The 23017-nt window shown below is 71.5% G+C and carries 20 protein-coding genes; 13 read left to right on the plus strand and 7 right to left on the minus strand.

Annotation, left to right across the window (positions count from 1 at the left end):
• Entirely contained in the window at window positions 1-966 is a 966-nt protein-coding gene (locus IEZ31_RS04780) for a rhomboid family intramembrane serine protease (protein ID WP_190248487.1), read from the minus strand.
• Window positions 967-1004: 38 nt separating this feature from the next.
• On the minus strand, window positions 1005-1547 hold the full coding sequence (locus IEZ31_RS04785) for a peptidylprolyl isomerase (protein WP_190248488.1): 543 nt from the start codon (window positions 1545-1547) through the stop codon (window positions 1005-1007).
• A 201-nt stretch (window positions 1548-1748) separates the two neighbouring features.
• Here IEZ31_RS04785 and IEZ31_RS04790 point away from each other — a divergent pair, with 201 nt between their 5' ends.
• Window positions 1749-2363 (plus strand): hypothetical protein, encoded by a 615-nt coding sequence (locus tag IEZ31_RS04790; RefSeq protein WP_190248489.1) that lies wholly within the window; start codon window positions 1749-1751, stop codon window positions 2361-2363.
• Between the two features lie 57 nt (window positions 2364-2420).
• On the opposite strand, the gene IEZ31_RS04795 is transcribed toward IEZ31_RS04790, so the two are convergent.
• The 3 genes from IEZ31_RS04795 to IEZ31_RS04805 form a co-directional block, all read right to left on the minus strand.
• The gene (locus IEZ31_RS04795; protein ID WP_190248656.1) at window positions 2421-3551 is read right to left on the minus strand and encodes a magnesium and cobalt transport protein CorA; all 1131 of its coding nucleotides are present in this window, start codon (window positions 3549-3551) and stop codon (window positions 2421-2423) included.
• Between the two features lie 223 nt (window positions 3552-3774).
• Complete coding sequence (locus tag IEZ31_RS04800) at window positions 3775-4866, minus strand: aminotransferase-like domain-containing protein (protein WP_190248490.1); 1092 nt, start codon at window positions 4864-4866, stop codon at window positions 3775-3777.
• A 187-nt stretch (window positions 4867-5053) separates the two neighbouring features.
• Complete coding sequence (locus IEZ31_RS04805; RefSeq protein WP_190248491.1) at window positions 5054-5440, minus strand: CBS domain-containing protein; 387 nt, start codon at window positions 5438-5440, stop codon at window positions 5054-5056.
• A 105-nt stretch (window positions 5441-5545) separates the two neighbouring features.
• Between IEZ31_RS04805 and IEZ31_RS04810 the strand changes: the two genes are divergently transcribed.
• The gene (locus IEZ31_RS04810) at window positions 5546-6982 is read left to right on the plus strand and encodes a GuaB1 family IMP dehydrogenase-related protein (protein WP_190248492.1); all 1437 of its coding nucleotides are present in this window, start codon (window positions 5546-5548) and stop codon (window positions 6980-6982) included.
• Window positions 6983-7064: 82 nt separating this feature from the next.
• Complete coding sequence (locus IEZ31_RS04815) at window positions 7065-8405, plus strand: MATE family efflux transporter (protein WP_190248493.1); 1341 nt, start codon at window positions 7065-7067, stop codon at window positions 8403-8405.
• On the opposite strand, the gene IEZ31_RS04820 is transcribed toward IEZ31_RS04815, so the two are convergent.
• Window positions 8335-9696 carry a hypothetical protein gene (locus IEZ31_RS04820; protein ID WP_190248494.1) on the minus strand — a complete coding sequence of 454 codons (1362 nt, stop codon included), beginning with the start codon at window positions 9694-9696 and terminating at the stop codon, window positions 8335-8337. The genes IEZ31_RS04815 and IEZ31_RS04820 overlap by 71 nt on opposite strands.
• Window positions 9693-10850 (minus strand): glycosyltransferase family 4 protein, encoded by a 1158-nt coding sequence (locus tag IEZ31_RS04825; protein WP_190248495.1) that lies wholly within the window; start codon window positions 10848-10850, stop codon window positions 9693-9695. The genes IEZ31_RS04820 and IEZ31_RS04825 overlap by 4 nt, the downstream gene beginning before the upstream one ends.
• A 44-nt stretch (window positions 10851-10894) precedes the next feature.
• On the opposite strand from IEZ31_RS04825, the gene IEZ31_RS04830 reads away from it, so the two are divergent.
• From IEZ31_RS04830 to IEZ31_RS04875, 10 genes are all read left to right on the plus strand, one after another.
• On the plus strand, window positions 10895-11755 hold the full coding sequence (locus IEZ31_RS04830) for an Fpg/Nei family DNA glycosylase (RefSeq protein ID WP_190248496.1): 861 nt from the start codon (window positions 10895-10897) through the stop codon (window positions 11753-11755).
• A gap of 5 nt (window positions 11756-11760) precedes the next feature.
• A complete protein-coding gene (locus IEZ31_RS04835; RefSeq protein WP_190248497.1) occupies window positions 11761-13209 on the plus strand; it encodes a DUF2142 domain-containing protein in 1449 nt (482 codons plus the stop codon).
• Between the two features lie 204 nt (window positions 13210-13413).
• Window positions 13414-14928 (plus strand): sugar transferase, encoded by a 1515-nt coding sequence (locus tag IEZ31_RS04840; RefSeq protein ID WP_190248498.1) that lies wholly within the window; start codon window positions 13414-13416, stop codon window positions 14926-14928.
• Window positions 14929-15129: 201 nt separating this feature from the next.
• Entirely contained in the window at window positions 15130-16317 is a 1188-nt protein-coding gene (locus tag IEZ31_RS04845) for a sensor histidine kinase (RefSeq protein ID WP_190248499.1), read from the plus strand.
• Between the two features lie 25 nt (window positions 16318-16342).
• Window positions 16343-17110 carry a LytR/AlgR family response regulator transcription factor gene (locus tag IEZ31_RS04850; protein ID WP_190248657.1) on the plus strand — a complete coding sequence of 256 codons (768 nt, stop codon included), beginning with the start codon at window positions 16343-16345 and terminating at the stop codon, window positions 17108-17110.
• Between the two features lie 74 nt (window positions 17111-17184).
• Window positions 17185-17883, plus strand: coding sequence for a response regulator transcription factor (locus IEZ31_RS04855; RefSeq protein WP_190248500.1), 699 nt, complete (start codon window positions 17185-17187; stop codon window positions 17881-17883).
• A gap of 31 nt (window positions 17884-17914) precedes the next feature.
• Window positions 17915-18922, plus strand: coding sequence for a HAMP domain-containing sensor histidine kinase (locus IEZ31_RS04860; protein ID WP_308429351.1), 1008 nt, complete (start codon window positions 17915-17917; stop codon window positions 18920-18922).
• A 309-nt stretch (window positions 18923-19231) separates the two neighbouring features.
• Window positions 19232-20803 (plus strand): DUF4153 domain-containing protein, encoded by a 1572-nt coding sequence (locus IEZ31_RS04865; RefSeq protein ID WP_190248502.1) that lies wholly within the window; start codon window positions 19232-19234, stop codon window positions 20801-20803.
• 82 nt (window positions 20804-20885) lie between these two features.
• Window positions 20886-21275 (plus strand): hypothetical protein, encoded by a 390-nt coding sequence (locus IEZ31_RS04870; protein ID WP_190248503.1) that lies wholly within the window; start codon window positions 20886-20888, stop codon window positions 21273-21275.
• Window positions 21272-22969: a sodium/solute symporter gene (locus tag IEZ31_RS04875; protein WP_190248504.1), complete on the plus strand. Its 1698-nt coding sequence runs from the start codon at window positions 21272-21274 to the stop codon at window positions 22967-22969. The genes IEZ31_RS04870 and IEZ31_RS04875 overlap by 4 nt, the downstream gene beginning before the upstream one ends.
• Window positions 22970-23017 lie beyond the last annotated feature (48 nt).

The raw sequence follows: 23017 nt of genomic DNA on the forward strand, positions 1-23017 counted from the left end.
CTACTGGACGAAGGGGATGCCGGCCGGCGGCGTCAGGTTGGCCGTGTGCACGGCGAAGAGCACCGCGAGCACCACCAGCACCCCGAGCACGGTGGTCGTCTGGATCAGCGCGCGCCGCCGCTGTGGCGCGTAGGCCAGCCCGGCCGCGATGAGCGCGCCGGTGACCATGCCGCCGAGGTGCCCGGCGATCGAGATGCCCGGCACGCTGAACGTGATCACGAGGTTGAGGATCAGAATCGGCACGATGCCGGCCACGCTGCGGCGCATGCGGCGCAGCACGACGATGAGCGCGGCGAAGAGGCCGAAGATCGCGCCGGAGGCGCCCGCCGTCTGGGTTGTCGGCGCCGCGAAGAGGTAGACGCCGATGCTGCCGCCGAGGCCCGACACGAGGTACAGCGCGAAGAACCGCGCCCGGCCGAGCATCGCCTCAAGCGGGCGGCCCAGGACCCACAGCGCCCACATGTTCATCGCCAGGTGCAGCAGACCGTAGTGCAGGAACATCGACGTGAAGATCCGGTAGTACTCACCGTCGTGCATGCCGCCGGGCAGCAGGACCCTCGTTCCCTCCAGCGGCCCGTCGGTGTAGGTGCCGAGCGGGTAGGTGACCAGCGCGCCCCATTCGTGCAGCGGCGTCGAGCCACCCAGCAGACCGCCCAGGCCGCCGCCGGCGATGGCGTTGGACTTGCCGGAGCTGATGAACGCGGCGACGAAGACGAGCACGTTGAGCACGATCAGCGCGATGGTGACCGTGCCCTGGGCGCCGGACTGGCCGCCGCCGAACGTGGTCCGGACGGGTCGCTGCGTCCGCGCACCCTGGCGGACGCACTCCGGGCACTGGAAGCCGACCGATGCCTCGTTCATGCAGTCCGGGCAGATCGGCCGGTCACAGCGGGTGCACCGGACATACGTCTCGCGGTTGGGGTGCCGGTAGCAGACGGGGACCACGTTCGCCGGCGGCTGAGTCATGCACCAAGGTTAGCTAGCCCTTCCGGGCTAGCCCGCCACTAGAGTCGCTCGATCTCGACGCGCTCGATCACGATGTCCTGGATCGGCCGGTCGCCCGAGGCGGTCCGGGTGCCGCCGATCTGCTCGACGACCTTGCGGGAGTCGTCGTCGGCGACCTCGCCGAAGATCGTGTGCTTGCCGTTGAGGTGCGGCGTCGGGCCCAAGGTGATGAAGAACTGCGAGCCGTTGGTGCCGCCGCCGGTGAAGCGGTCGATGCCGGCGTTGGCCATGGCCAGCAGGTAGGCCCGGTTGAAGTGGAGCTCCGGGTGGATCTCGTCGTTGAACGTGTAGCCCGGGCCGCCCCGGCCGGTGCCGGTCGGGTCGCCGCCCTGGATCATGAAGCCGTCGATCACGCGGTGGAAGATGACGCCGTCGTAGTACGGCCCCTGGCCCGGCTGGCCGGTGCGCGGGTCGGTGTATTCCCGGCTGCCCTCGGCGAGCTCGACGAAGTTGCGCACGGTCTTCGGGGCGTGGTTGGGGAACAGCTCAAGCCGGATGGAGCCGACGTTGGTGTGCAGCGTCGCGAACAGTTGCTCGGCCACCAGTTCTCCCTTTCATTGGTGACATTCCGTCATCACGGTATCCGACGGGGATTCTGCCGGATCCGGGTGTGCGGGCCGCCCGTTCGGTGCACGATGACCAGCAGTGGCCGAGTCCACGAGGTTCTCCCTGGTCCGAATGGGGTAACCGGAGATGGACAGGCATCGCCACGGGAGGTGGAGCAAGTGTTTCGACGTCGTCAGGTGAGAACGCACAGCCGGCTCATGCGGGACGAGCTCGGGGAAAGCTTCGACCACCTGCGGATGGCCGCGGCGCACGCCGCCGATGGCGCTTCCGGCGCCTTGGCGCCACGCGTCGACGCCGCCCGCAAGGCGGTCAGGCCCGGCGTGCGCAAGGCCCGGGACGCGGCGATGGGCGGTATGGACACGGTTCTCGTCATTGCCCGTGACCGCTCGCGCGAGGCCGGGAAGAAGGCCGGGAAGATGGGACGCAAGGGGAAGGCTCGGATGATGGGGAACGAGGGCCGGTCGAGCCGGTGGCCGATGGCGATCGGCGGGATCCTGGTCGCGGGCGCGGCTGTCGGTGCCGCGTCGGCGATGCTCCGTCGCCGGCGCAACCAGCAGAGTTGGGACGAGTACGGCTCGACCCGCACCACGAGCGACACCGGCTCGATGCTCGACTCCGCGAAGTCGAGCATGGACGCGGGGATCGAGAAGGCCAAGACCATGGGTGAGGCGGCGAAGGACCGCGCCTCCGACCTGATCGGTAGCAAGAGCACCAACACCGGCCCGGCCGGCAGCGGTGAGTACGACAAGCCGTCGATGCCGCAGTCGGCGTCGAAGAACAGTCGTCCTTAGCCCGATCGATCGTGTAGGCGGGCCGTCCCCGGCCACGGGGGACGGCCCACCTATGCGTCAGAGCCAGCCGGCGCGGCGGAACATGCGGTACAGCCCGGCGCAGCCCAGGAAGATCAGCGCCATCAGTACCGGATATCCGAAGACCCACTTCGTCTCGGGCATGAAGTCGAAGTTCATCCCGTAGATGCCGGCGACGGCGGTGGGCAGGGCGGCGATACCGGCCCACGCGGCGATCTTGCGCATGTCGTTGTTCTGGTCGACGCTCACCTGGGCCAGCCGCGCCTGCAGCACCGAGTTGATCACGTCGTCGAGGTACAGGACCTGCTCGACGGCGCTCGCGAGGTGGTCGTTGACGTCCCGGAAGTACCGCCGGATCTCATCCGGCACGTCGGCCAGCTGCCCGTTGGCCAGCCCCGCGAGCGGCCGCTGCAGCGGGAGCACCGCCCGCTTGAACTCCATCAGCTCGCGCTTGAGCTGGTACACGCGCTGGATCCGGTTCGTGCCCCGCGAGCGGTCCGGGCTGAACACCTGGTCCTCGACCGCGGCCACGTCCTCCTCGATGCCGGTCGCCACCTCGACCAGCGTGTCCACCACGCTGTCGGCGACGGCGTAGGCGACCGCCCACGGGCCCCGCTCCAGCACCTCCCGGCGCTGCTCCAGCCCGGAGCGCACCGGCGCCAGCCGGCTCGCGTCGCCGTGCCGCACGGTGATGATGAAGTGTTCGCCGATGAACATCAGGACGTCGCCCGTCTCGACGACCTCGCTGGTGTCGGTGAGCTGGTCGTGCTCCACGTAGCGAGCGGTCCGCATCGTTACGAAGATCATCTCTCCGTAGCGCTCGACCTTGGGCCGCTGCTTGGAGGTCACCGCGTCCTCGACCGCCAGTTCGTGCAGCTGGAACGTCTCGGCGATGTGCGCCATCTCCTCGGCGCGCGGCTCCTTGAGCCCGATCCACACGAACCCGTTGCGGTGCCGGCGCGCGGTGCGCAGTGCCTCCGCGTAGTGGAACTCGCCGGGCTGGCGCACGCCGTCGACGTAGACGGCGCAGTCGACGATGGCGCTGGCCATGGGCTTGGCGACGGGGGCGGCCGGGGCCGCCGTGGTACTCAGCATCCGGGACCACGCCCGCACCGGTCGGGACAGTGCACGCGAGAGAGGGCTGGTGTTCTGCTGCTGGTCGTCGGCCATCTCGACCTCCCGGAGTCTTCGCACATGGGAAGGCCGGCCCGCCCGGAAAGAAGTTGGCACCGGGTGGACCGACCGCAGGTGGGGGGTGGGGGCGCGGTCGGCCCACCCGGTGCCGTTGGGGGGCGGGGGGTGATGCCTGCAGCGCGATTCGCAAAGCGCGCCGGGCTGGATTTTGATCCATCCGGTACCGGCTGGGGAACCACCCCACCATCACGTTTTGGTGTCAGCTTTTGCGAACGGCCTCGATCGCCGCCGCCAGGCGCTGCACACCCTCGTCGACCTGGTCCGTCAGCACCGCCGAGTAGGCCAGACGCACCGAGTGCCGACCGCCGTCGAGCAGGAAGTCGCTGCCCTTGACCACGGCCACGCCGAAGTCGCGGGCCGCCACCGTCTCCAGCTCGGTCGTGTCCACGTCCTCGGGCAGCTCGACCCACAGGAAGTAGCCGCCGTCGGGCTCCACGAACGTGGCGTCGGGAATGTGCTTGCGCAGGCCCTCGGCCAGCAGGCGGGCCCGCTCGCCGAGCGTCGCCGACACCTTCGCGATCGAGCGGTCGATGTCGCCGGTCACGCAGAACTGGTGGGTGATGGCCTCGGCGACCATGCTCGGCGAGATGTACAGGTTGGTGGCCCGCTTGGCGATCGAGGAGATCGTCGCCTGCGGCCCGACCAGGTAGCCGACCCGCAGCCCGGGTGCGATCGTCTTGGTGAAGGAGCTGGCGTGCACCACGACGCCGGCGGTGTCCTGGGACAGCATCGTCGGCAGCTTCTCGCCCCGGAAGCGGATGTCCGCATACGGGTCGTCCTCGAAGATCGTGAACCCGTACTGCGTGGCCAGCGCGAGCAGCGCCCGCCGCTTGTCAGCCGACAGGGTGACGCCGGCCGGGTTCTGGAAGTTCGGGATCACGTGGGCGAGCGTGGGCCGCAGGCCGCCCTCCAGGAGCTGCTTGAGCTCCTCGACGTCGAGCCCATCCTCCTGGACGGTCACCTGGTGGACCTCGGCGCCGAGGTTGCGCAGGTTGAGCAGCGTGCGGTCGTAGGTCGGCTTCTCCACCACGACGACGTCACCCGGCTTGACCAGCTGCGCGAACAGCAGCGCGTCGGCCTGCATCGAGCCGTTGGTGACGATGACCTGCTCGGCCTCGACGCCGTGCTTGGCGGCGATCCACGAGCGCAGGGGGAGGTAGCCGACGGACGTGCCGTAGGCGGTGATGCCAGCCGGGTCGGCCTCGAAGGCGCGGGCCGAGGCGGCCTTGAGCCCTTCGACGTCGATGATGTCGAGACTGGGCGCGCCACGGGCAAAGGAGATGAGCTGCATGGTGGCAGCCTACGAGAGCGGCCGGTGACCGCTCAGCCGACTTCCGGCGACTCCACCGGGTGGATGGCGGAGTGTTCTTCCGGCCGTGAGCCGGTCTTACGCCGGACTTTCCCGCCGCGCCGCCGACGCTCCGTTCATCCGGAGCGTGGACACGCACGGTTATGAAGTGCGCCACCCTTTCCGTGGGTCAGGCCAGGATGGTCGTCTGCACCCACACGCGGATGATGTCGCGGACGGAGATCACTCCGAGCACCTCGTCGCCGTCGAGCACGACCAGGTGCCGGAAACCGCCGCGCACCATGGCGCTCGCCGCCTCCTCGATCGTCCAGTTGGGGCTCGCGTAGACGACCTCCCACGTGATGTGCGCGGCGGTTCGCTCGACGTCGGGGTCGAGGTCGGTGCCGATCGCGTTGAGGACGTCACGCTCGGTGATAATGCCCACGCCGGACCCGTCGGGATCGACGACGATCGCCGAACCGACCTTCCGGGTGGCCATCAGCTGGGCGGCTTGTCGCAGGGTATGGTCCGGGCCGACCTGCACGACGGCCGTGGACATGGCTTCGTGTACTTGCATGGCGCATCACTCCTCGCAAGGCACGGTACGGATATCGTCCCGCCCCGGAGCCGAACTCTCAAGACTTGCTCACCCGCGGGTGCGGTCGAGATACAGTTCGAAAACGTGCGGTTTCTGAATGATCAGACCCCTGGCCACGAGTTGACCTACGACGATGTCTTCATGGTGCCGAGCCGCTCGGCCGTGGAGTCGCGGATGGCGGTCGACCTCAACAGCCGCGACGGCAGCGGGACCACGATCCCCATCGTCGTGGCGAACATGACCGCCGTCGCCGGCCGGCGGATGGCGGAAACCGTGGCGCGCCGGGGCAGCCTGGCCATCATCCCGCAGGACATCCCCATCGACGTGGTCGCCGAGGCCGTCTCCTGGGTGAAGCGCCGCCACCTCGTGCACGACACCCCGATCACGCTGGGCCCGACCGAGACCGTCTCGCTGGCGCTCGACCTGCTGCCGAAGCGTGCGCACGGCGCCGTGATCGTCGTCGAGGACGGCCGCCCGGTCGGGGTGGTCACCGAGGGCGACTGCGCCGACGTCGACCGGTTCAGCCAGCTGCGGAGCGTGATGTCGCGCAACCTGCTGACGCTGCCCGACGACGTCAGCCCCGAGGACGCGTTCAACCGGCTCGCCGCCGGACACCACAAGCTCGCCCCGGTCATCGACCGGGCCGGCCGGCTCGTCGGCATTCTCACCCGCAACGCCGCGCTGCGGGCCACCCTGTACGAGCCCGCCGTCGACCGCGACGGCCGGCTGCGCGTCGGCGCCGCCATCGGCATCACCGGCGACGCCGCCGGGCGGGCCGACAAGCTGCTCGCCGCGGGGGTCGACGTGCTCGTCGTCGACACCGCGCACGGTCACCAGGAGCGGATGCTCGCCACGCTGCGGGCCGTGCGCGCGCTCGACCCGGGCGTGCCGGTCGTCGCCGGCAACGTCGTGACCTGGGAGGGCACCCGCGACCTGCTGGAGGCGGGGGCCGACATCGTCAAGGTCGGTGTCGGGCCGGGCGCCATGTGCACCACCCGGATGATGACCGGCGTCGGCCGCCCCCAGTTCTCCGCGGTCCTCGAGTGCGCGGCCGAGGCCCGGCGCCTGGGCCGGCACGTGTGGGCCGACGGCGGCGTCCGGCACCCGCGCGACGTCGCCCTCGCGGTCGCCGCCGGCGCCTCCAACGTGATGATCGGCTCCTGGCTGGCCGGCACCCACGAGTCGCCCGGCGACCCGCGCCGCGACGCCGACGGCCGTCTTTACAAGGAGAACTTCGGCATGGCCTCGGCCCGGGCGGTGAGCCGGCGCACGGCCGACGACACCGTCTACGAACGGGCCCGCAAGGCGCTGTTCGAGGAGGGCATCTCGACCTCCCGGATGTACCTCGACCCCCGCCGTCCCGGCGTCGAGGACATTCTCGACGAGATTGTGGCGGGCGTCCGCAGCGCCTGCACCTACGCCGGCGCCGCCGACCTTGCGGAGTTCGCCGAGCGTGCGACCGTCGGCGTGCAGAGCGCGGCCGGTTTCGCCGAGGGAAAACCACTCGACGTCAGCTGGTGAATGAGGTGCCTGCGGATAGTCTCGTCACCCGCAGGTCACGTATGGTGCGTGTCGTGAAGCCCGCTCGCAACCGTCTCGGCTCGTGACCGAACAGCCGTCCCGACGCCTGCAGGCGTTGCGTGTCGCCTCCCGCTTCGTGGGCGCCGGCCTGCTGGACCAGGTGGTCATCGCCACCGCCAACGCGGCGAACACGCTGCTCGGCGGCATTCTGCTGTCCAAGAGCCAGTTCGGCGCGCTCGCCCTCGCGCTCAGCGTGGGGTACTTCTCCATGTACCTCAACCGCGCCATCGTCGGCGACGTGCTGCTCGCGCTCGCGTCCCGCTACGACGGCGACCACCGCGCGCGGCTCATCCGCAACGGGCTCACCACGGCGCTGTGCTCCGGCCTCGTGACCACCCTGATCTTCGTCGCGATCTGGCTGCTGTGGCCGCACAGCGGCAAGATCGACCTGCACGAGCTGATCTGGCTGGCGCCGTTCATGCTGCCGATCATGCTGCACGACACCGCCCGCTGCGACTACCTCGCCGACCGGCGCCCGGAGAAGGCGCTCGGCATCGACCTGGTGTGGTTCGGCACCCAGGCGGTCGCGATCGTCGCCATGGTGCTGACCGGCAACTCCAGCCCCGGCGGCCTCCTCGCGGCGTGGGGCATCGGCGCGACGGCCGGCGCCACCGTGTATGTCCTGCGCGAGGGGCACCTGCCCTGGGCCGGCAACCCGAAGGCCTGGCTGGCCGAGACCCGCCACCTCTCGGGCTGGTTCACCGCGACCGCGGTCGTCGCCCAGGTCCAGGTGCTCTCGATCAGCTTCCTCGTGGCGGGCAAGCTGTCGAAGATCGACCTGGGCAACCTGCGGTTCGTGCAGACCGTCCAGCTCCAGCCGGTGCAGAACCTCGTGGCGGCGATCCAGGGCCTGCTCGTGCCCCGCGCCTCCCGCAACGCGGCCGACGCCGCCAAGCCGGGCGCCGAGGGCCAGGCCGCCGCGGCCACCCTGCGCCGCCAGACCCGCCAACTGGCGATCGCCTTCGCCATTCTCGGCGCGGTCATGGTCGCCGCCGTCTGGCCGCTCGTGTCGTGGATCCTGACCGAGACGGGCAAGTTCGCCGAGGCCGCCCCGCTGGCCCTGCCGATCGCCCTGCAGGGCGCGGTCTACCTGCTCCAGGTCCCGTTCACCGCGGCGATGCGGGGCATGCACCGGGCCCGGATGCTCTTCGTGCAGTACGTGGTCTTCGCGGCGGTCTCGCTGACCGGCCTTTCGGTGGGCGCGAACTACGGTCTGCAGGGCGCCGCGTGGGGCTTGCTGACCGGCTCCACGGCCGGCCTGATCTGCATGATGGTGCTCTACGCCTACGCCCTCAAATGGGTCGGCCCACCGCCGGAGCCGGCCCCGGCGACCACTCGTCTGGACGCGGCCCAGAACGCCTGACGACGTCGGCCTCGGCGGCGAGGAGGAGCAGCCACAGGATGCCGCCGGTGCCGCCGATGAGCCACTCGTTGGTCACCGCGCTCAGCAGCGCCGCCGGGAGCAGGACCAGCAGCCAGGGTGGGGCGTTGGCGCGGCGGCGCCAGACGTTCCACAGCAGGAGCAGGAGGCCGGCCGCGAAGGCCAGCGCGCCGGCCACGCCGGCCTTGCGGAAGGCCGCGATCGGGGCGTTGTCGACCGTAAGCTTGATGTCGGCGCCGCTCGACGCCCGGTAGACCGTCGCCCGGGCGTCGCGGGTGTTGCCGAGCAGCTGCTCGGGCGGCGAGTCGGCCCGCCAGTCCACCGCGACCTGCCGCCAGGTCTCGACGCGGCCGCTGCTCACGCCCGCGTCGCTGCCGTAGCGCTCCCTCAGCAGGAATCCCGGGCCGTTGACCACGAGCACCATCATGAGCGCGACAAAGGGTACAAGAGCATCACGCCAGGAAATCAGCGCGTAGGTCAGCGTGGCCACCGCCAGCAGCAGAAAACCCGTCCGCGAGTCGCTCACGCAGAGGATCAGCGCCGACACCGCCACCGCACCGATGCGCTGCCAAGCGGCCAGCGAGCGGTCGGCGCCGACCCGGATCGCGGCCAGCATCGCCGCCAGGGCCATCGCGTTGGGGTGCAGCAGCAGCCAGCGCATGCCCCAGAAGCGGTACTCGAAGCCCGCACCCCACGGTGTGTCCGGCACGACGTGCGGCGTGGTGAACAGGTTGCCCGACCCGGCGAGCAGCAGCACCGCGATGCCGAACAGGAACGACACCGCGATGCCCAGGCTGAACCGCGGGCCGCGGAAGGCGAGCACGACCAGGACGACGAGGCCGAAGTACCCGGCGTAGAGCAGGCGCTGCGCCGCGATGTCGACCTTCAGGACCAGCAGCGCGCCGAGGATGCCGATCAGCCAGTACGAGACCCCGAGCCAGGCGGTGCCGAGCGCGCCCGGGTTCGACACGGGCGCCGCCCAGAAGAGGAACAGCAGGCCGGACAGCAGCAGCAGCGTCCACACGACGATGCCGGTGTTCGTGTACGTCCAGCTGAGCACGCCCTGGGCGAAGAAGACCCCGCCCACCACCAGCCCGCGCCAGTCCACCCGCGGCACCAGGGACGCGCCGAGCGCCCCGGTGGCGGCCGCGAGCAGGCCCGCCACCGAGGCCAGCAGCGCGTCCAGGGCGCCGTCGACCATGAGTTCGACCGCCCCGGCGGCCAGCCCGACGGCGACCACCGCGACGACCGTCCACCGGGCCGGCACCGTCACGGCGAGGAGATCACCGATGCGTAGATCGCCAGCAGCCGCTGGGTCAGCACGTCGGGCGAGAAGTGCTCCTGGTAGCGCCGCCGGGCGACGGGGGCCAGCTCGGCCGCGCCGGCGTGGGCCGCCCGCAGGCCGTCGGCCAGGGCCGCCGCGTCGGGCTGGACGACCCAGCCGGCGTCACCGGCGAGGTACGGCATGCCGCCCCGGTCGGTCACGAGCACCGGCCGGCCGCCGGACAGCGCCTCCAGGATGATCGTCGGGAGCACGTCGTGCCAGGTGGATGCGGCGATGACGCACGCCGCCCGGCCGATCTCCGCCCGTACCGCCGAATTGTCCACCGCGCCGAGATAGGTCACGTCGCCCCGGCGCGCCGCCGCATCGACCGCCAGCTGGCGCAGGGGCCCGTCGCCGATGATCCGCAGCGGGCCGAGCGCGCCGTCCGGGTGCCGCTCCCACGCGTCGAGCACCAGCGCGAGCCCCTTCTCGGGGCTGAGCCGGGCCGCGTAGAGGAAGCCCTCCCCGGATTGCTGCGCAGCGCCGGCGTCCGGGATCCCGTTCGGCTTCACCGTGATGCGCGCCTGCGGGATGCCGAAGTCCATCAGGTGCTCGGCGATCCGGTCGGTCAGCGCGATGAAGTGGTCGACGTGCTTCCAGGTGCCGCGGTGGTACGCCAGAGTGGCCGCCATCACGGCGGACTGGGCCTTCGAGTCGCGGTAGCAGGCGTGCCTGACCGCCGGCAGCGGGAACGCCTTCCCGCGGCACTCGGTGCAGATCTGCCCGTCGCGGAAGTACAGGCCGGGCGCGCAGACCTGCCGGTAGTTGTGCACCGTGTGGACCACCGGCACGCGGTGCGCGTGCGCGGTCCTGATGACCCACGGCGAGATCAGCGGGTACGGATTGTGCAGATGGATGATGTCCGGTTTTTCGGATTTGAGGAGATCGGCCAGCGCGCGCTGCGACGCGCCGTTGCGCACCGGGGACAGTGGCAACAGCACCTTCTGCGCGGTGGAGAAGGTGCCGATCTCGTCGGAGCTGCGCAGGAACGGCAGCACGGTGACCCCGGCCCCGGTGAGCTGCGCGATCTCCGCATCGACGATGACGTTTTCGCCCGACGGCTGGCCGGACGCATAGCGGTTGTGCGCGACGACGACCTTCATGACGGAAAAAGCCTACGGCCCGCGTTTTGCGGCAGACTGTACGGGTGCCTGAGCTTCCCGAGGTCGAGGCGCTCGCCGCGTTCCTGCGGGAGCGCGCCGTCGGCCACACCGTCGAGCGGATCGAGGTCTCCGCGATCTCCGCGCTCAAGACGTTCGACCCGCCCATCACCGCCGCCACCGGAAAGCCGATCACCGGCGCCTCCCGGCACGGCAAGTTCCTCGACGTCCACGTCGGCGACGACCTCCACCTCGTCGTGCACCTGGCCCGGGCCGGCTGGCTGCACTACCGCGACACGTTCAACGCCAAGACGCCGCTCAAGCCGGGCTCCGGCCCGATCGCGCTGCGCGTGCGCCTCGACGACGAATCCGGCTTCGACCTCACCGAGGCCGGCACGAAGAAGAGCCTCGCGGCGTACTTCGTGACCGACCCGCGGCTGGTGCCCGGCGTGTCGCGGCTCGGCCCGGACGCGCTCGCGGTGTCCGCCGACGAGTTCGCCGCCGCCATCCGCTCCCGCAAGGGCCAGGTCAAGGGCGTCCTCACCGATCAGACCATCCTGGCGGGCGTCGGCAACGCATACTCGGACGAGATCCTCCACGCGGCGAAAATGTCACCCTTCGCGCTGACCAGCAAGATCACCGATGAGGCCATGACCCAGCTGCACGCCGCCGTGCGCAGGGTCCTCACCGACGCGGTGACCCGGTCGGTCGGGCAGAAGGCCGCCACGTTGAAGTCCGAGAAGCGCTCCGGCCTGGCCGTCCACGCGCGCACCGGGCTGCCGTGCCCGGTCTGCGGCGACACCGTGCGCGAGGTCTCGTTCGCCGACACCTCGCTGCAGTACTGCCCCACGTGTCAGACCAACGGCAAACCCTTGGCGGACCGCCGGCTTTCGAAGCTCGTACGCTGACGCCTGTGCGCCGTGCTTTCTGGGTGGCTTTCGCCGCCTTCTTCCTGCTGGGTTCGGCCTGGGCGCTCGCCCTGCCGGTCAACGGCACGTATGACGAGAAGCAGCACCTGGTCCGCGCCTACGCGGTCTGGAGTGGCCAGTGGCTGCCCGAGGGCCGTGCCGTCGACGCGAGCGGCATCGAGACCAACGCGTTCACCGGGCCGCGCAGCCTGCTGCCGGAGAACGCGGACTGCACCTGGATCGACAAGCCGACCTACCGGCCGGCGTCCTGCCTGGTCACCACGTCGGATCGCACGGAGACGCTGGTGCCGAGCGCGGCCGCGCGGTACAGCCCGGTCTACTACGCCCTCGTCGGCCTCCCGCTGCGGATCAGCCCCGACGGCACCGGCCTGATCCTGTCCCGCCTGCTGTCCGCCGCGCTCACCGCGCTGCTGCTCGCCGCCGCCGTCGGGCTGGCCGTGCGGGCCGGCAACCGGCTGCTCGCCGCCGCGATCGTGCTGGCCGCCACCCCCATGGCGCTGAACCTGGCCGGCTCGATCAACCCCAACGGCCTGGAGATCGCCGCCGGTGTGCTGCTCTTCGTGGCCCTGCTGACCCGGGCCTACGCGCCGGCCGGGGTCGCTGCGGCGCTCCTGCTGACGGTCCGGGATCTCGGTCCGGTCTTCACGGTGGGGGTACTGGCGGTGTCGCTCTTCGTCAGCCGCACCTCGCCGCGCGCGCTGCTGCGCCGCTCGTTCCTGGTCCCGGCCGCGCTCGGCGCCGCCTTCGCGGTGTTCTGGATCGCCGTCGCCGCGCGCTCCAGCGACCTGGAGACGACCCGCACCATCCCGCCGACCACCTCCGGCGCGATCCTGCGCGACATCGCCGACAACCGGGCCGAGTTCTGGGTCCGCCAGGTCGTGGGCCAGTTCAACTACGGCGAGACCACGGTTTCGATCGGCATGATCGCGCTCTGGTACCTCCTGGTCGCGGCCCTGGTGCTCCCCGCGCTCTGGTTCGGCGACCGCCGGCTGCGCCTCGGCATCGTGGCGACCGCGGCGGCGTGCGTGGTCCTGCTGGTGGCCATGGAGCTGTACTTCGCCCCGAAGGTCGGGCATTTCGCCCACGGGCGGTACATCATGCCCCTCGGTGTCGGCGTGGTGCTGCTGGCCGCGTTCGCTGAGCGTTACACAGCGTGGTTGACCGACCGGGGCTGGCTCGGTCGCGTGGTGCTCGCCGGCGTGGCGTTGACCGTACCGATGGATCTCTATGCCCTGGCGCGGGTCATGACGCGGTTCCAACACGGCATCAGCCATGGTCTCGACCCGCTCGGCGGCACCTGGCACCCTGCCGCGGGCAGCGTCGTGCCGCTGCTGTGCTGTGCGGTGGGTGGCGTACTACTCGGGGTGATCGTCACGCGGAGTTCTGTCCGGCCTACGGCACAGCACTCGACAGCCAACACGTTGAGCAACTAGTGTCGGCCGGTCGTCGTCGGTTGCCCCGGCCGCCATGGGACACTCTTTACGTGCTTTCCGGTGTCCGTGACCACGCCATGAAGACGGGCAACCCAACCGGTCGAGCAGCTGAGCTCCGCGGCCCCGCGCCGTGGGGCGAGAGGACGCACTGAGGTGACCGCTAGTCTCCAACGTCCGGCCACCCCGCCGAGCCGGAGATCGACCTTGGGTGAACTCGACAGTTTCGAGATCCTCCCCGATCACGCCCTGACTCCGCTGGGCCCCAACGGCGTGCCCCGCTCGGGCTGGCAGCGCACCAAGCGCGCCGCTCGCTGGCACCGCCCCTATGCCGCCCTCCTGCTGGTGCTCGACGCCGGCGCGGTGGCGCTCGCCAGCCTGACCGCGCTGTCGAACATCGACCCCAACAAGACCAACGCCGGCTTCCAGCACAACCCGGGCCTGTTCAACCTGACGGCCTACGTGCTGCTGCCGCTGATCTGGATCATGGTCCTGTGGGGCCACGGCGCCTACGACCGGCGCTACCTGGGCACCGGCACCGACGAGTTCAAGCGCGTGGTCCGCGCCTCGTGGACCGTCGTGGCGATCGTCGCCTTCGCCGCCTTCGCGTTCAAGACCGACGTCTCCCGCACCACGGTCGGCACCGCGCTGGTCGGCGCCCTGCTGTATGTGCTGTTCCTGCGCTATCTGGCGCGGCGCGCGCTGTATCTCTCGCGGACGAAGTTCCACCTCGCGACCCACCGCGTGCTGCTCATCGGCACGCTGCAGGAGGCGATGGAGGTCCACCAGGCGATCGCCCGCGACCCCGCGGCGGGCCTGGTGCCGGTCGCGATCCACCTCACCGAGGGCTACGCGCCGCACCCGAACACCAACACGCCGGTCCCGGTCCACGCCGGCCGCGACATCCTCTCGCTCGTCCGGGAGATCAACGCCGACACGATCGCCGTCTGCGGCTCCGCCAGCGCCGAGCCGGTCGAGCTGCGCCGACTGGCCTGGCAGCTGGAGGGCACGGGCATCGAGCTGGCCGTCGCGCCGCAGCTCACCGACATCGCGGGCCCGCGGGTGCACATCCGCCCGATCGAGGGCATCCCCCTGCTGTACGTCGAGGAGCCCAAACTCTCGGGCCTCGGCTGGCTGTTCAAGAACGTGATGGACCGGGTGCTCGCCCTGATCGCCCTCCTGGTCGTCCTGCCCTTCTTCCCGATCATCGCCCTGGCCATCAAGCTCTCCGACCCGGGCCCCATCTTCTTCCGCCAGCCGCGCGTGGGCCGCGAGGGCAAGACGTTCCGCGTCTGGAAGCTGCGGACGATGTACGTCGACGCCGAGGAACGCCAGGCGATGCTCGACGACCAGAACGAGAGCGACGGCCTGCTCTTCAAGATGAAGAACGACCCGCGCGTGTTCAAGGTCGGCAAGTGGCTCCGCGCCACCTCGATCGACGAGCTCCCACAGATCCTCAACGTCCTCATGGGCGAGATGTCGCTGGTCGGCCCCCGCCCGCTCCCGGCCGAGGACGGCGACTTCCTGGGCGACGTCCGCCGGCGCCTCCTGGTCCGCCCGGGCATCACGGGCCTGTGGCAGGTGAGCGGCCGCAGCGACCTGAGCTGGGACGACGCGGTCCGCCTGGACCTGTACTACGTCGACAACTGGTCCCTGGTCCTCGACCTCCACACGCTGTGGCGCACGGTCGGCGTGGTCGTCTTCCGCAAGGGCGCCTACTAGCCCCGGCCGCGCACCAACTCCATGATCCATGGAGACTTCTGGTCGCCATGACAGCCAGCAGTCTCCATCGATCATGAGACGCCTTCCGGCGCCCGCCCCGCCAGGCGCCGGACTTTTCCGAATTGTCGGATAGGTCTGGCGGGTGCGGCGGGGCTCGGGGTGGCCTGGTCAAAGGGCGGCGGCGACGTCACGATGATGCGCGTGGAAGGGAACCTCATCGCCGCGCTCGTCGTTGTCGTGCTGGCGGCCGCGCTCGGCGGGGCGGTGTATGCCGCGATCCGCCTCCGCAGCCGGCGCGCCATCGCGACCGCCGCGCAGCGGGCGACGTACGACGTCCTCCACATCGCCGCCCTCGCCGCCGAGCCGCTGCGGGCCGGGCTCACCGAGGCGGCCGCCGGGAAGGCCATCCGGCACCTGCGCACGCTCACGGGTGCCGCCGGGATCGCGGTCACCGACCCGCAGCGGGTGCTGGCGTTCGACGGCGCGGGTGATCATCACCGCGAGCAGGTGGCGGTCGCCGCCACCAAGGCCGTCACCGCCGGCCGCTCGACCGTGCTCAGCAGCGACGAGCTGCCCTGCGACCTGGTCGACTGCCCGGTCCGCGGCGCGGTGGTCGTGCCGCTCGCCCAGCGGGAGGGCGCCGTCGTCGCGCTGTCCGACGGGCCGCCGGCGCCCGGGCTGGTCCAGGCCACGGCCGAGACCGCCCGCTGGGTCGGCACCCAGCTCGCGCTCGCCGAGCTCGACACCTCGCGGGCCCGCCTCGCGCGGGCCGAGGTGCGGGCGCTGCGGGCCCAGATCAGCCCGCACTTCATCTACAACGCGCTGACCGCGATCGCCAGCTTCGTGCGCACCGACCCCGAGCTGGCGCGGGAGCTGATCCTGGAGTTCGCCGAGTTCACGCGGTACTCCTTCCGGGCGCACGGCGAGTTCACGACGCTCGCCGAGGAGCTGCGATCCATCGACCGGTACCTCACCATCGAGCGCGCCCGCTTCGGCGAGCGGCTCCAGGTACGCCTGCAGATCGCGCCGGAAGTCCTGCCGGTCACCCTGCCGTTCCTCTGCCTGCAGCCCCTGGTCGAGAACGCCGTGCGGCACGGGTTGTCGCGCAAGCCCGGCATGGGCACGATCAGCATCGTGGCGCGCGACGCGGGGGCCGAGTGTCACATCACCGTCGAGGACGACGGCGTGGGCATGGACCCCGAGCAGCTGCTCAGGGCCGACGACAGCACCGACGCCGGGCAGCACGTGGGCTTGCGCAATGTCGACGATCGGCTACGTTCGGTCTTCGGCGACGGCTTCGGCGTCGTGGTCGAAACGGCGCCCGACGCCGGCACCAAAGTGAGCATGCGGGTCCCGAAGTTCCACCCAGGAGTCAGGAGCGGCGCATGAAAACGACAACACCGTGAAAGGCGTGATCGTCGAGCCGGCGACCGGCTACCTGCGCGTGCTCGCCGTCGACGACGAGGTGCCGGCGCTGGACGAGCTGGCGTACCTGCTGCGGGCCGACCCGCGCGTCGGCCGCCTGCACACGGCCGGTGACGCGACCGAGGCGCTGCGGGTGCTGCGCGACGTCGACGTCGACGTGGTGTTCCTCGACATCCGCATGCCCGGCCTCGACGGCATGGAGCTCGCGCGGGTGCTCGGCCGGTTCGCCAAGCCGCCGGCCGTCGTGTTCGTCACCGCGTACGACGACCGGGCCGCGGAGGCGTTCGACCTCGGCGTCGCCGACTACGTGCGCAAGCCCGTCCGCGCCGACCGGATCGCCGAGTCGCTGCGCCGGGTGCTCGCCACCCGGCTGGTGCCCGCGCACCCGGCGGTCGCCGCGCGCCGTGACCGGCAGGACGACCCGACGATCCCGGTGGAGCTCGCCGGCACGACCCGGATGCTGCCGCGCTCGTCGGTGCGCTGGGTCGAGGCGCAGGGCGACTACGCCCGCCTGCACACCGCCGACGCCTCGCACCTGGTCCGCGTCTCCCTGGCGACGCTGGCCGAGCGCTGGGCCGATGCCGGTTTTGTCCGCGTTCACCGGTCGTACCTCGTGCAGCTCAAGCTCATCACCGAGCTGCGCATGACCAACAGCGGGTATGTTGTGCTGATCGACGACCACGAGCTGCCCGTCTCGCGCCGCCACACGCGCGAGCTCAAGGATCGGCTGGTCCGGGCGGCGAAGTCGTGGACGTGACGCACAGAAGTTCTCCACAATCCCTCCACATTGCCGACTGAGGCCCTGCACGTCCTGCGAATACGCTGCGAGACATGAACGGAGCAGGGGAGCGGCGCCGGGTGCTCGTCGTCGAGGACGAGCGGATGATCGCGGAGTCGATCGCGGTGCGGCTGCGGGCCGAGGGGTTCGCGGTCGACCAGGCTCACGACGGGCCGGCCGCGGTCGCGGCGGCCAAGCTCCTGCGCCCCGACCTCGTGGTCCTCGACGTGATGCTGCCCGGCTTCGACGGCCTCGAGGTCTGCCGGCGCATCCAGGCCGAGCGCCCGGTCGCGGTGCTCATGCTGACCGCCCGCGACGACGAGACCGACATGCTGGTCGGGCTCGCCGTCGGGGCCGACGACTACCTGACCAAGCCGTTCTCGATGCGCGAGCTCGCCGCCCGGGTCCACGTGCTGCTGCGCCGGCTGGAGCGCCTCGCGCACGTCGAGCCGGACCTGGACGAGGCGCCGATCGTCCTCGGCGACCTGGAGATCAACCGGGCCCAGCGGCGGGTGACCCGCGCCGGGGTCGAGGCCCACCTGACCCCGACCGAGTTCGACCTCCTGGTCAACCTCGCGACGAGGCCTCGCACGGTGCTGCCGCGGGAGCGCCTGCTGGCCGAGGTCTGGGGCTGGGCGGACGCGTCGGGCACCCGCACGGTCGACAGTCACATCAAGGCACTGCGCCGCAAGCTGGGCGCCGACCTGATCCGCACCGTCCACGGCGTCGGCTATGCCCTGGAGGCCGCGTGAACGGCGAAGCGAGGGCCACATGAAAAAGATCATGGACTTGTTGCCGAGGCCCCTTGACCCGGTCCGGTCGATCAAGCTCAAGCTGGCGATCCTGCTGTTCGCGTCCGCGCTCGCCGGCCTGCTCGTCTTCCGGATCGGCATCGGCTGGATGCCGCCGACGACGAGCGCGATGGCCCTCACCGTCGGACTGCTGACCTCGCAGATCCTGGCCCACGGCGTGACCTCGCCGCTGCGCGAGATGACCGCCGCCGCCCGCGCGATGGCCCGCGGCGACTACAAGGTGCGGGTCCGCTCCACGTCCCGCGACGAGGTCGGCCAGCTCGCCGCCGCGTTCAACCAGATGGCCGGCGAGCTCGCCGCCGCCGACCAGCAGCGCCGCGAGCTGATCGCGAACGTGTCCCACGAGCTGCGGACGCCGATCTCCGCGGTACAGGCGATGCTGGAGAACATCGTGGACGGCGTCGCCGAGCCGGATCCCGCCACGCTCCGCACGGCGCTCGCGCAGACCGAGCGGCTGGGCCGGCTGGTCACCGAGCTGCTGGACATCTCGCGTCTCGACGCGGGAGTGGTACCCCTGGACCGCGAGACCTTCCGCATCGACGACCTCCTCCACGAGGTCGTCGCCGAGGCCGAGGTCAAGGCCACGGCCACCGGCAGCAAGGTCGACTATCTCACCTGCTCGTTCCCCGAGGACGCCCTGGTCAGCGCCGACCGGGCCCGGCTGCACCACGTCCTGACCAACCTCGTCGACAACGCCACCCGGCACAGCCCCGAGGGCGGCACGGTGACCATCATCGGCCGCCGCGACGCCCAGCACGTGATGATCGAGGTCGCCGACGAGGGCCCGGGCATCCCGCACGCCGAGCGCGAGCGCGTCTTCGAACGCTTCACCCGCGGCGCCCGCCCCTCCGGCGGCGGCACCGGCCTGGGCCTGGCCATCGCCCAGTGGCTGACCCAGCTGCACGACGGCACGATCGCGGTGATCGAACAGCCGGACGGCCACCCCGGCGCCCGCATCCGCGTGACGCTACCCGCCTGATTCCTTCGGATTCGGTACAGCGGAGGCCACCGTCGGCCGCCCGCGCACTCCCGCATGCCCTCAGGAGGCTTCGCCATGCCAGCAGCCGAAACCCCGGACGAGACCCCAGCGCCCGCCGAGTCGCCGGCCACGCCGCCGAGCCGGGCGGACCCCACCGAGACCGGCGGCGCCGGGAACCCGAGGGATACGGAACCCCCCGGCGCCGCCCCCCGACCCGCGGCCCCGTCAGCGATTCCCACCCCGCGCCCGGCGGCGCCCGCCACCGGTCCGTCCGCGGATTCGCGCGCGGGCGGCGGGGGTGGGGTGGCGGTGGCCATCAAGGTGCCACCGAAGCCGCCGCAGGCCGGTTGGGCCGGGCCGGCGCCGACGCCGGTGTCGCCCATGGTCATTCCGGCCCTGATGCGGCCCGTGCCGCTCGGCCCACCGTCCCCGACGCTCTTCCAGCGGCGCTGGCCGCGGCGCACGCCGGCCGCCGCGACCGCCGCCCTCGCCGGCGGCCTGGTCACGGCCATCGTCGCGGCCGCCGCCGTGCCGCTGGACCGCCCCGGCCTCGGCTGGCCGATCGCCGGCCTGGCCATGCTGGTCTCCCTCGGCGTCGTGCTGTGGAAGGGCGGCACCGGCCGCGTCGAGTCGTTCGCCTGGTGCGCCGCCGCGCTCGCGCTGCTGTCGGTGGGTGCCTTCCGGGCCGCCGGCTGGCTGTTCTTCCTCTGCCTCATGGCCGCGTTCGGCTGCGTGGCCCTCGCCGTCGGGCGCGGCCGTCGGGTGCCGGCCCTGTTCATAGCCCTGATCAACGTCCCGCTCGCCGGCTTCCGCGCCCTGCCGTGGGTCGCCGCCGGGATGAGCCGGCTCAAGGGCACGGGCAACAACGTCGTGCGCCTCGCCGCCTCGGCCGGGCTCGGGGTGCTGCTGCTCGTCGTCTTCGGCGCCCTGTTCGCCAGCGCCGACGTGGCGTTCGACCGGATCGTCGACCAGGTCGTGCCGGAGTTCTCGGCCGGCACCGTGGTGCGCTGGATCTTCGTCGGCACGGTCGCCGCCTGGCTGCTGTTCGGCGCCGCGTACCTCGTCGACAGCCCGTCGGCCGTCGGCGACCGGGAGCCGGGCGAGCCGCGCACGGTTCGCCGGGTCGAGTGGCTGGTGCCGGTCGGCGCGCTGCTGGTGATGTTCGTGGCCTTCGTCGCCGTCCAGCTCACCGTGCTCTACGGCGACCGCGGGTACGTCATGAAGACCGTCGGGCTGACCTTCGCCGAGTACGCCCGCAAGGGCTTCTGGCAGCTGCTCGTGGTCACGCTGCTCACGCTCGTCGTTATGGCGGTCACCGTCCGTAAGGCTCCACGCGGTACCGTCACCGACCGGATCCTGCTGCGGGTCGTGCTCGGCCTGCTCGCCGCCTGCACGCTCGTGATCGTGGGCTCCGCGGTGAAGCGGATGGACGTCTACGAGGAGGCGTACGGCTACACGCGGCTGCGCGTCTTCGTCACCGCCTTCGAGCTGTGGCTCGGCGCGCTGTTCGTCCTCGTGATGATCGGCGGCCTGGCCCGGCGGGCCCGCTGGCTGCCCCGGGTGGCGGTCGCGCTGTGGGTGGTCACGCTGCTCGGGCTGGCCGGGCTCAACCCGGACCGGTTCATCGCGGCCGGCAACGTCCAGCGGGTGGCGGCGAACAACGCCGATGTCTGGTACCTCTCCACGCTCTCCGCCGACGCCGTGCCCGAGCTGCGCAAGCTCCCGGCCGGTGCCCGCGAGTGCGCGCTGTCGGCGATATCGAGGGATCTCTACTACGACCGCGACGACTGGCGCGGCTGGAACCTGGCCCGCGAGCAGGCGCGCGAGGTGGCACCGAGGCCCGTCGATGTCGGCGACTACCCCTGCTATCGACGTTACTGAGCGAGGCAACGCGAGGGCCGACGTTCGGACGGGGGACGTCGGCCCTTGCGTTTGTTTCGGGAGCGTTGCGAGACTGCGGTCCATGGAGCCACCCGCGCCGCGCGTCCGCGTGGTGCTCGGTGACGTCGCCCGCACGCGCATCAAGCCGGCGCGGACCCGCGCCGAGCTGGAGGAGCAGAGCCCCGTCGGGGAGGCGCTGGCGCGCGGGCTGGTGCGGGCCCAGTTCGCGGTGGCGATGCGGCTGGCGGCCGTGGTCGCCGTCGGGCTCGGCGGGCTGCCGCTGCTCTTCGCGGCCGCGCCGGCGGTCGCCAAGGCCCGGCTCTTCGGCGTCTCGCTGCCCTGGCTGCTGCTCGGCGTTCTCGCCTACCCCTTCCTCTACCTCGTCGGCTCGGCCTACGTCCACCTCGCCGAGCGCAACGAGCAGGAGTTCGCGGCACTGGTCGAGGACCGCGGCGGGCAGCCGCCGCAATGAGCTCGTACGCGCTGGCCGGCGTCATCCTCGTCACCCTCGTGACCGTCGCCATCGGCATCTACGGCCTGCGCTTCGCCCGAACCACCTCCGACTTCCTCGTCGCGTCGCGCATGGTCAGCCCGACCTGGAACGCGGCGGCGATCAGCGGCGAGTACCTCTCCGCCGCCAGCTTCCTGGGCGTCGCCGGCCTGGTGCTGAAGCACGGCGTCGATGTCCTCTGGTATCCGGTGGGATTCGCCGCCGGCTATCTCGCCCTGCTGCTGTTCGTCGCCGCTCCGCTGCGGAGATCGGGCGCCTTCACGCTCCCCGACTTCTGCGAGGTGCGGCTGCGCTCGAAGCGGCTGCGCAAGCTCGCCACGGCATTCGTCATGTTCATCGGCTGGCTGTACCTCGTGCCGCAGCTGCAGGGCGCCGGCCTGACCCTGCAGACCGTCACCGGCGCCCCCTACGCGCTCGGCGCGCTGCTCGTCGGGGTGGTCGTCACCCTCAACGTGGCGCTCGGCGGGATGCGCTCCATCACCTTCGTGCAGGCGTTCCAGTACTGGCTGAAGCTCACCGCACTCGCCGTGCCGTTCGTGTTCCTGCTCATGCAGTGGCAGTCCGACGGCCGCCCGGCGCTCACCGCCCCCGACGGACCGCGGTTCCCGGAATCGACCAGCGTCGTCATCGATCACAGCACCCGCATGACCGTGCAGGAGCCGACCGCGGTCACGGTGCGCGGCCGGTTGGACGGCGCTGCGGTGGACGGTCCCGTCACGCTCACGGTCGGCGAGCACGTCGTCACCGACAACACGACGCTGGTCTTCCCGGCGGATTCCTCGGTACCGCACGTGGCCGCCGTCTCCGACGAGCGCCCCATGGACTGGCTGCTGCCGGGCGAGCACTCGCAGGGCCTGTTCGCCACGTACTCGCTCATCCTGGCCACGTTCCTCGGCACCATGGGCCTGCCGCACGTGCTGGTCCGCTTCTACACCAACCCCGACGGCGCGGCCGCCCGCCGGACCACGCTCGTCGTCCTCGGCCTCGTCGGCGTCTTCTACCTGACCCCGACCCTGTACGGTGTGCTCGGTCGCGTGTACACACCGCAACTGCTCATGACCGGCAACACCGACGCCGTCGTCCTGCTGCTCCCGGCGGCCGCGCTCGGCGGCGGCGTCACCGGTCAGCTACTCAGCGCGCTGGTCGCGGCCGGTGCCTTCGCCGCCTTCCTGTCCGCCTCCTCCGGCCTGCTCACCAGCGTCGCCGGCGTGCTCTCCACCGACGTGCTCGGCCACGGCTCCGTCCGCGACTTCCGCCGCTCGGCCCTGGTCGCCGGGGTGGTACCGCTGCTGCTCGCACTGTTCGTGGCGAGCCTCGACGTGTCCCAGGTCGTCGGCCTGGCGTTCGCCGTCGCCGCGTCGAGCTTCTGCCCGCTGCTGGTGCTCGGCATCTGGTGGCGCGGCCTGACCGCGATCGGCGCCGCGGCCGGGATCGTGATCGGCGGCGGCACCGCGGCGTCGGCGGTCCTGCTGACCGTGCTCGGCGGCCCGCTGGAGGGCTGGGCCGGCGTGCTCACCACCCAGCCCGCGGCCTGGTCGGTGCCCCTGGCCTTCCTGGTCATGATCTTCGTCTCGCTCCTCACCCGGCACCGCTTGCCGTCCGGCGTCGGAGCGATCATGCTTCGCCTGCATGCGCCGGACGCGTTGCGCATGTAGCGGGGGTGGCGAGGTTGACCTACGGTCGAGACGTGAGCGGTTCGGAGC

The organism is Dactylosporangium sucinum (assembly GCF_014647515.1).
Lineage (GTDB): Bacteria > Actinomycetota > Actinomycetes > Mycobacteriales > Micromonosporaceae > Dactylosporangium > Dactylosporangium sucinum.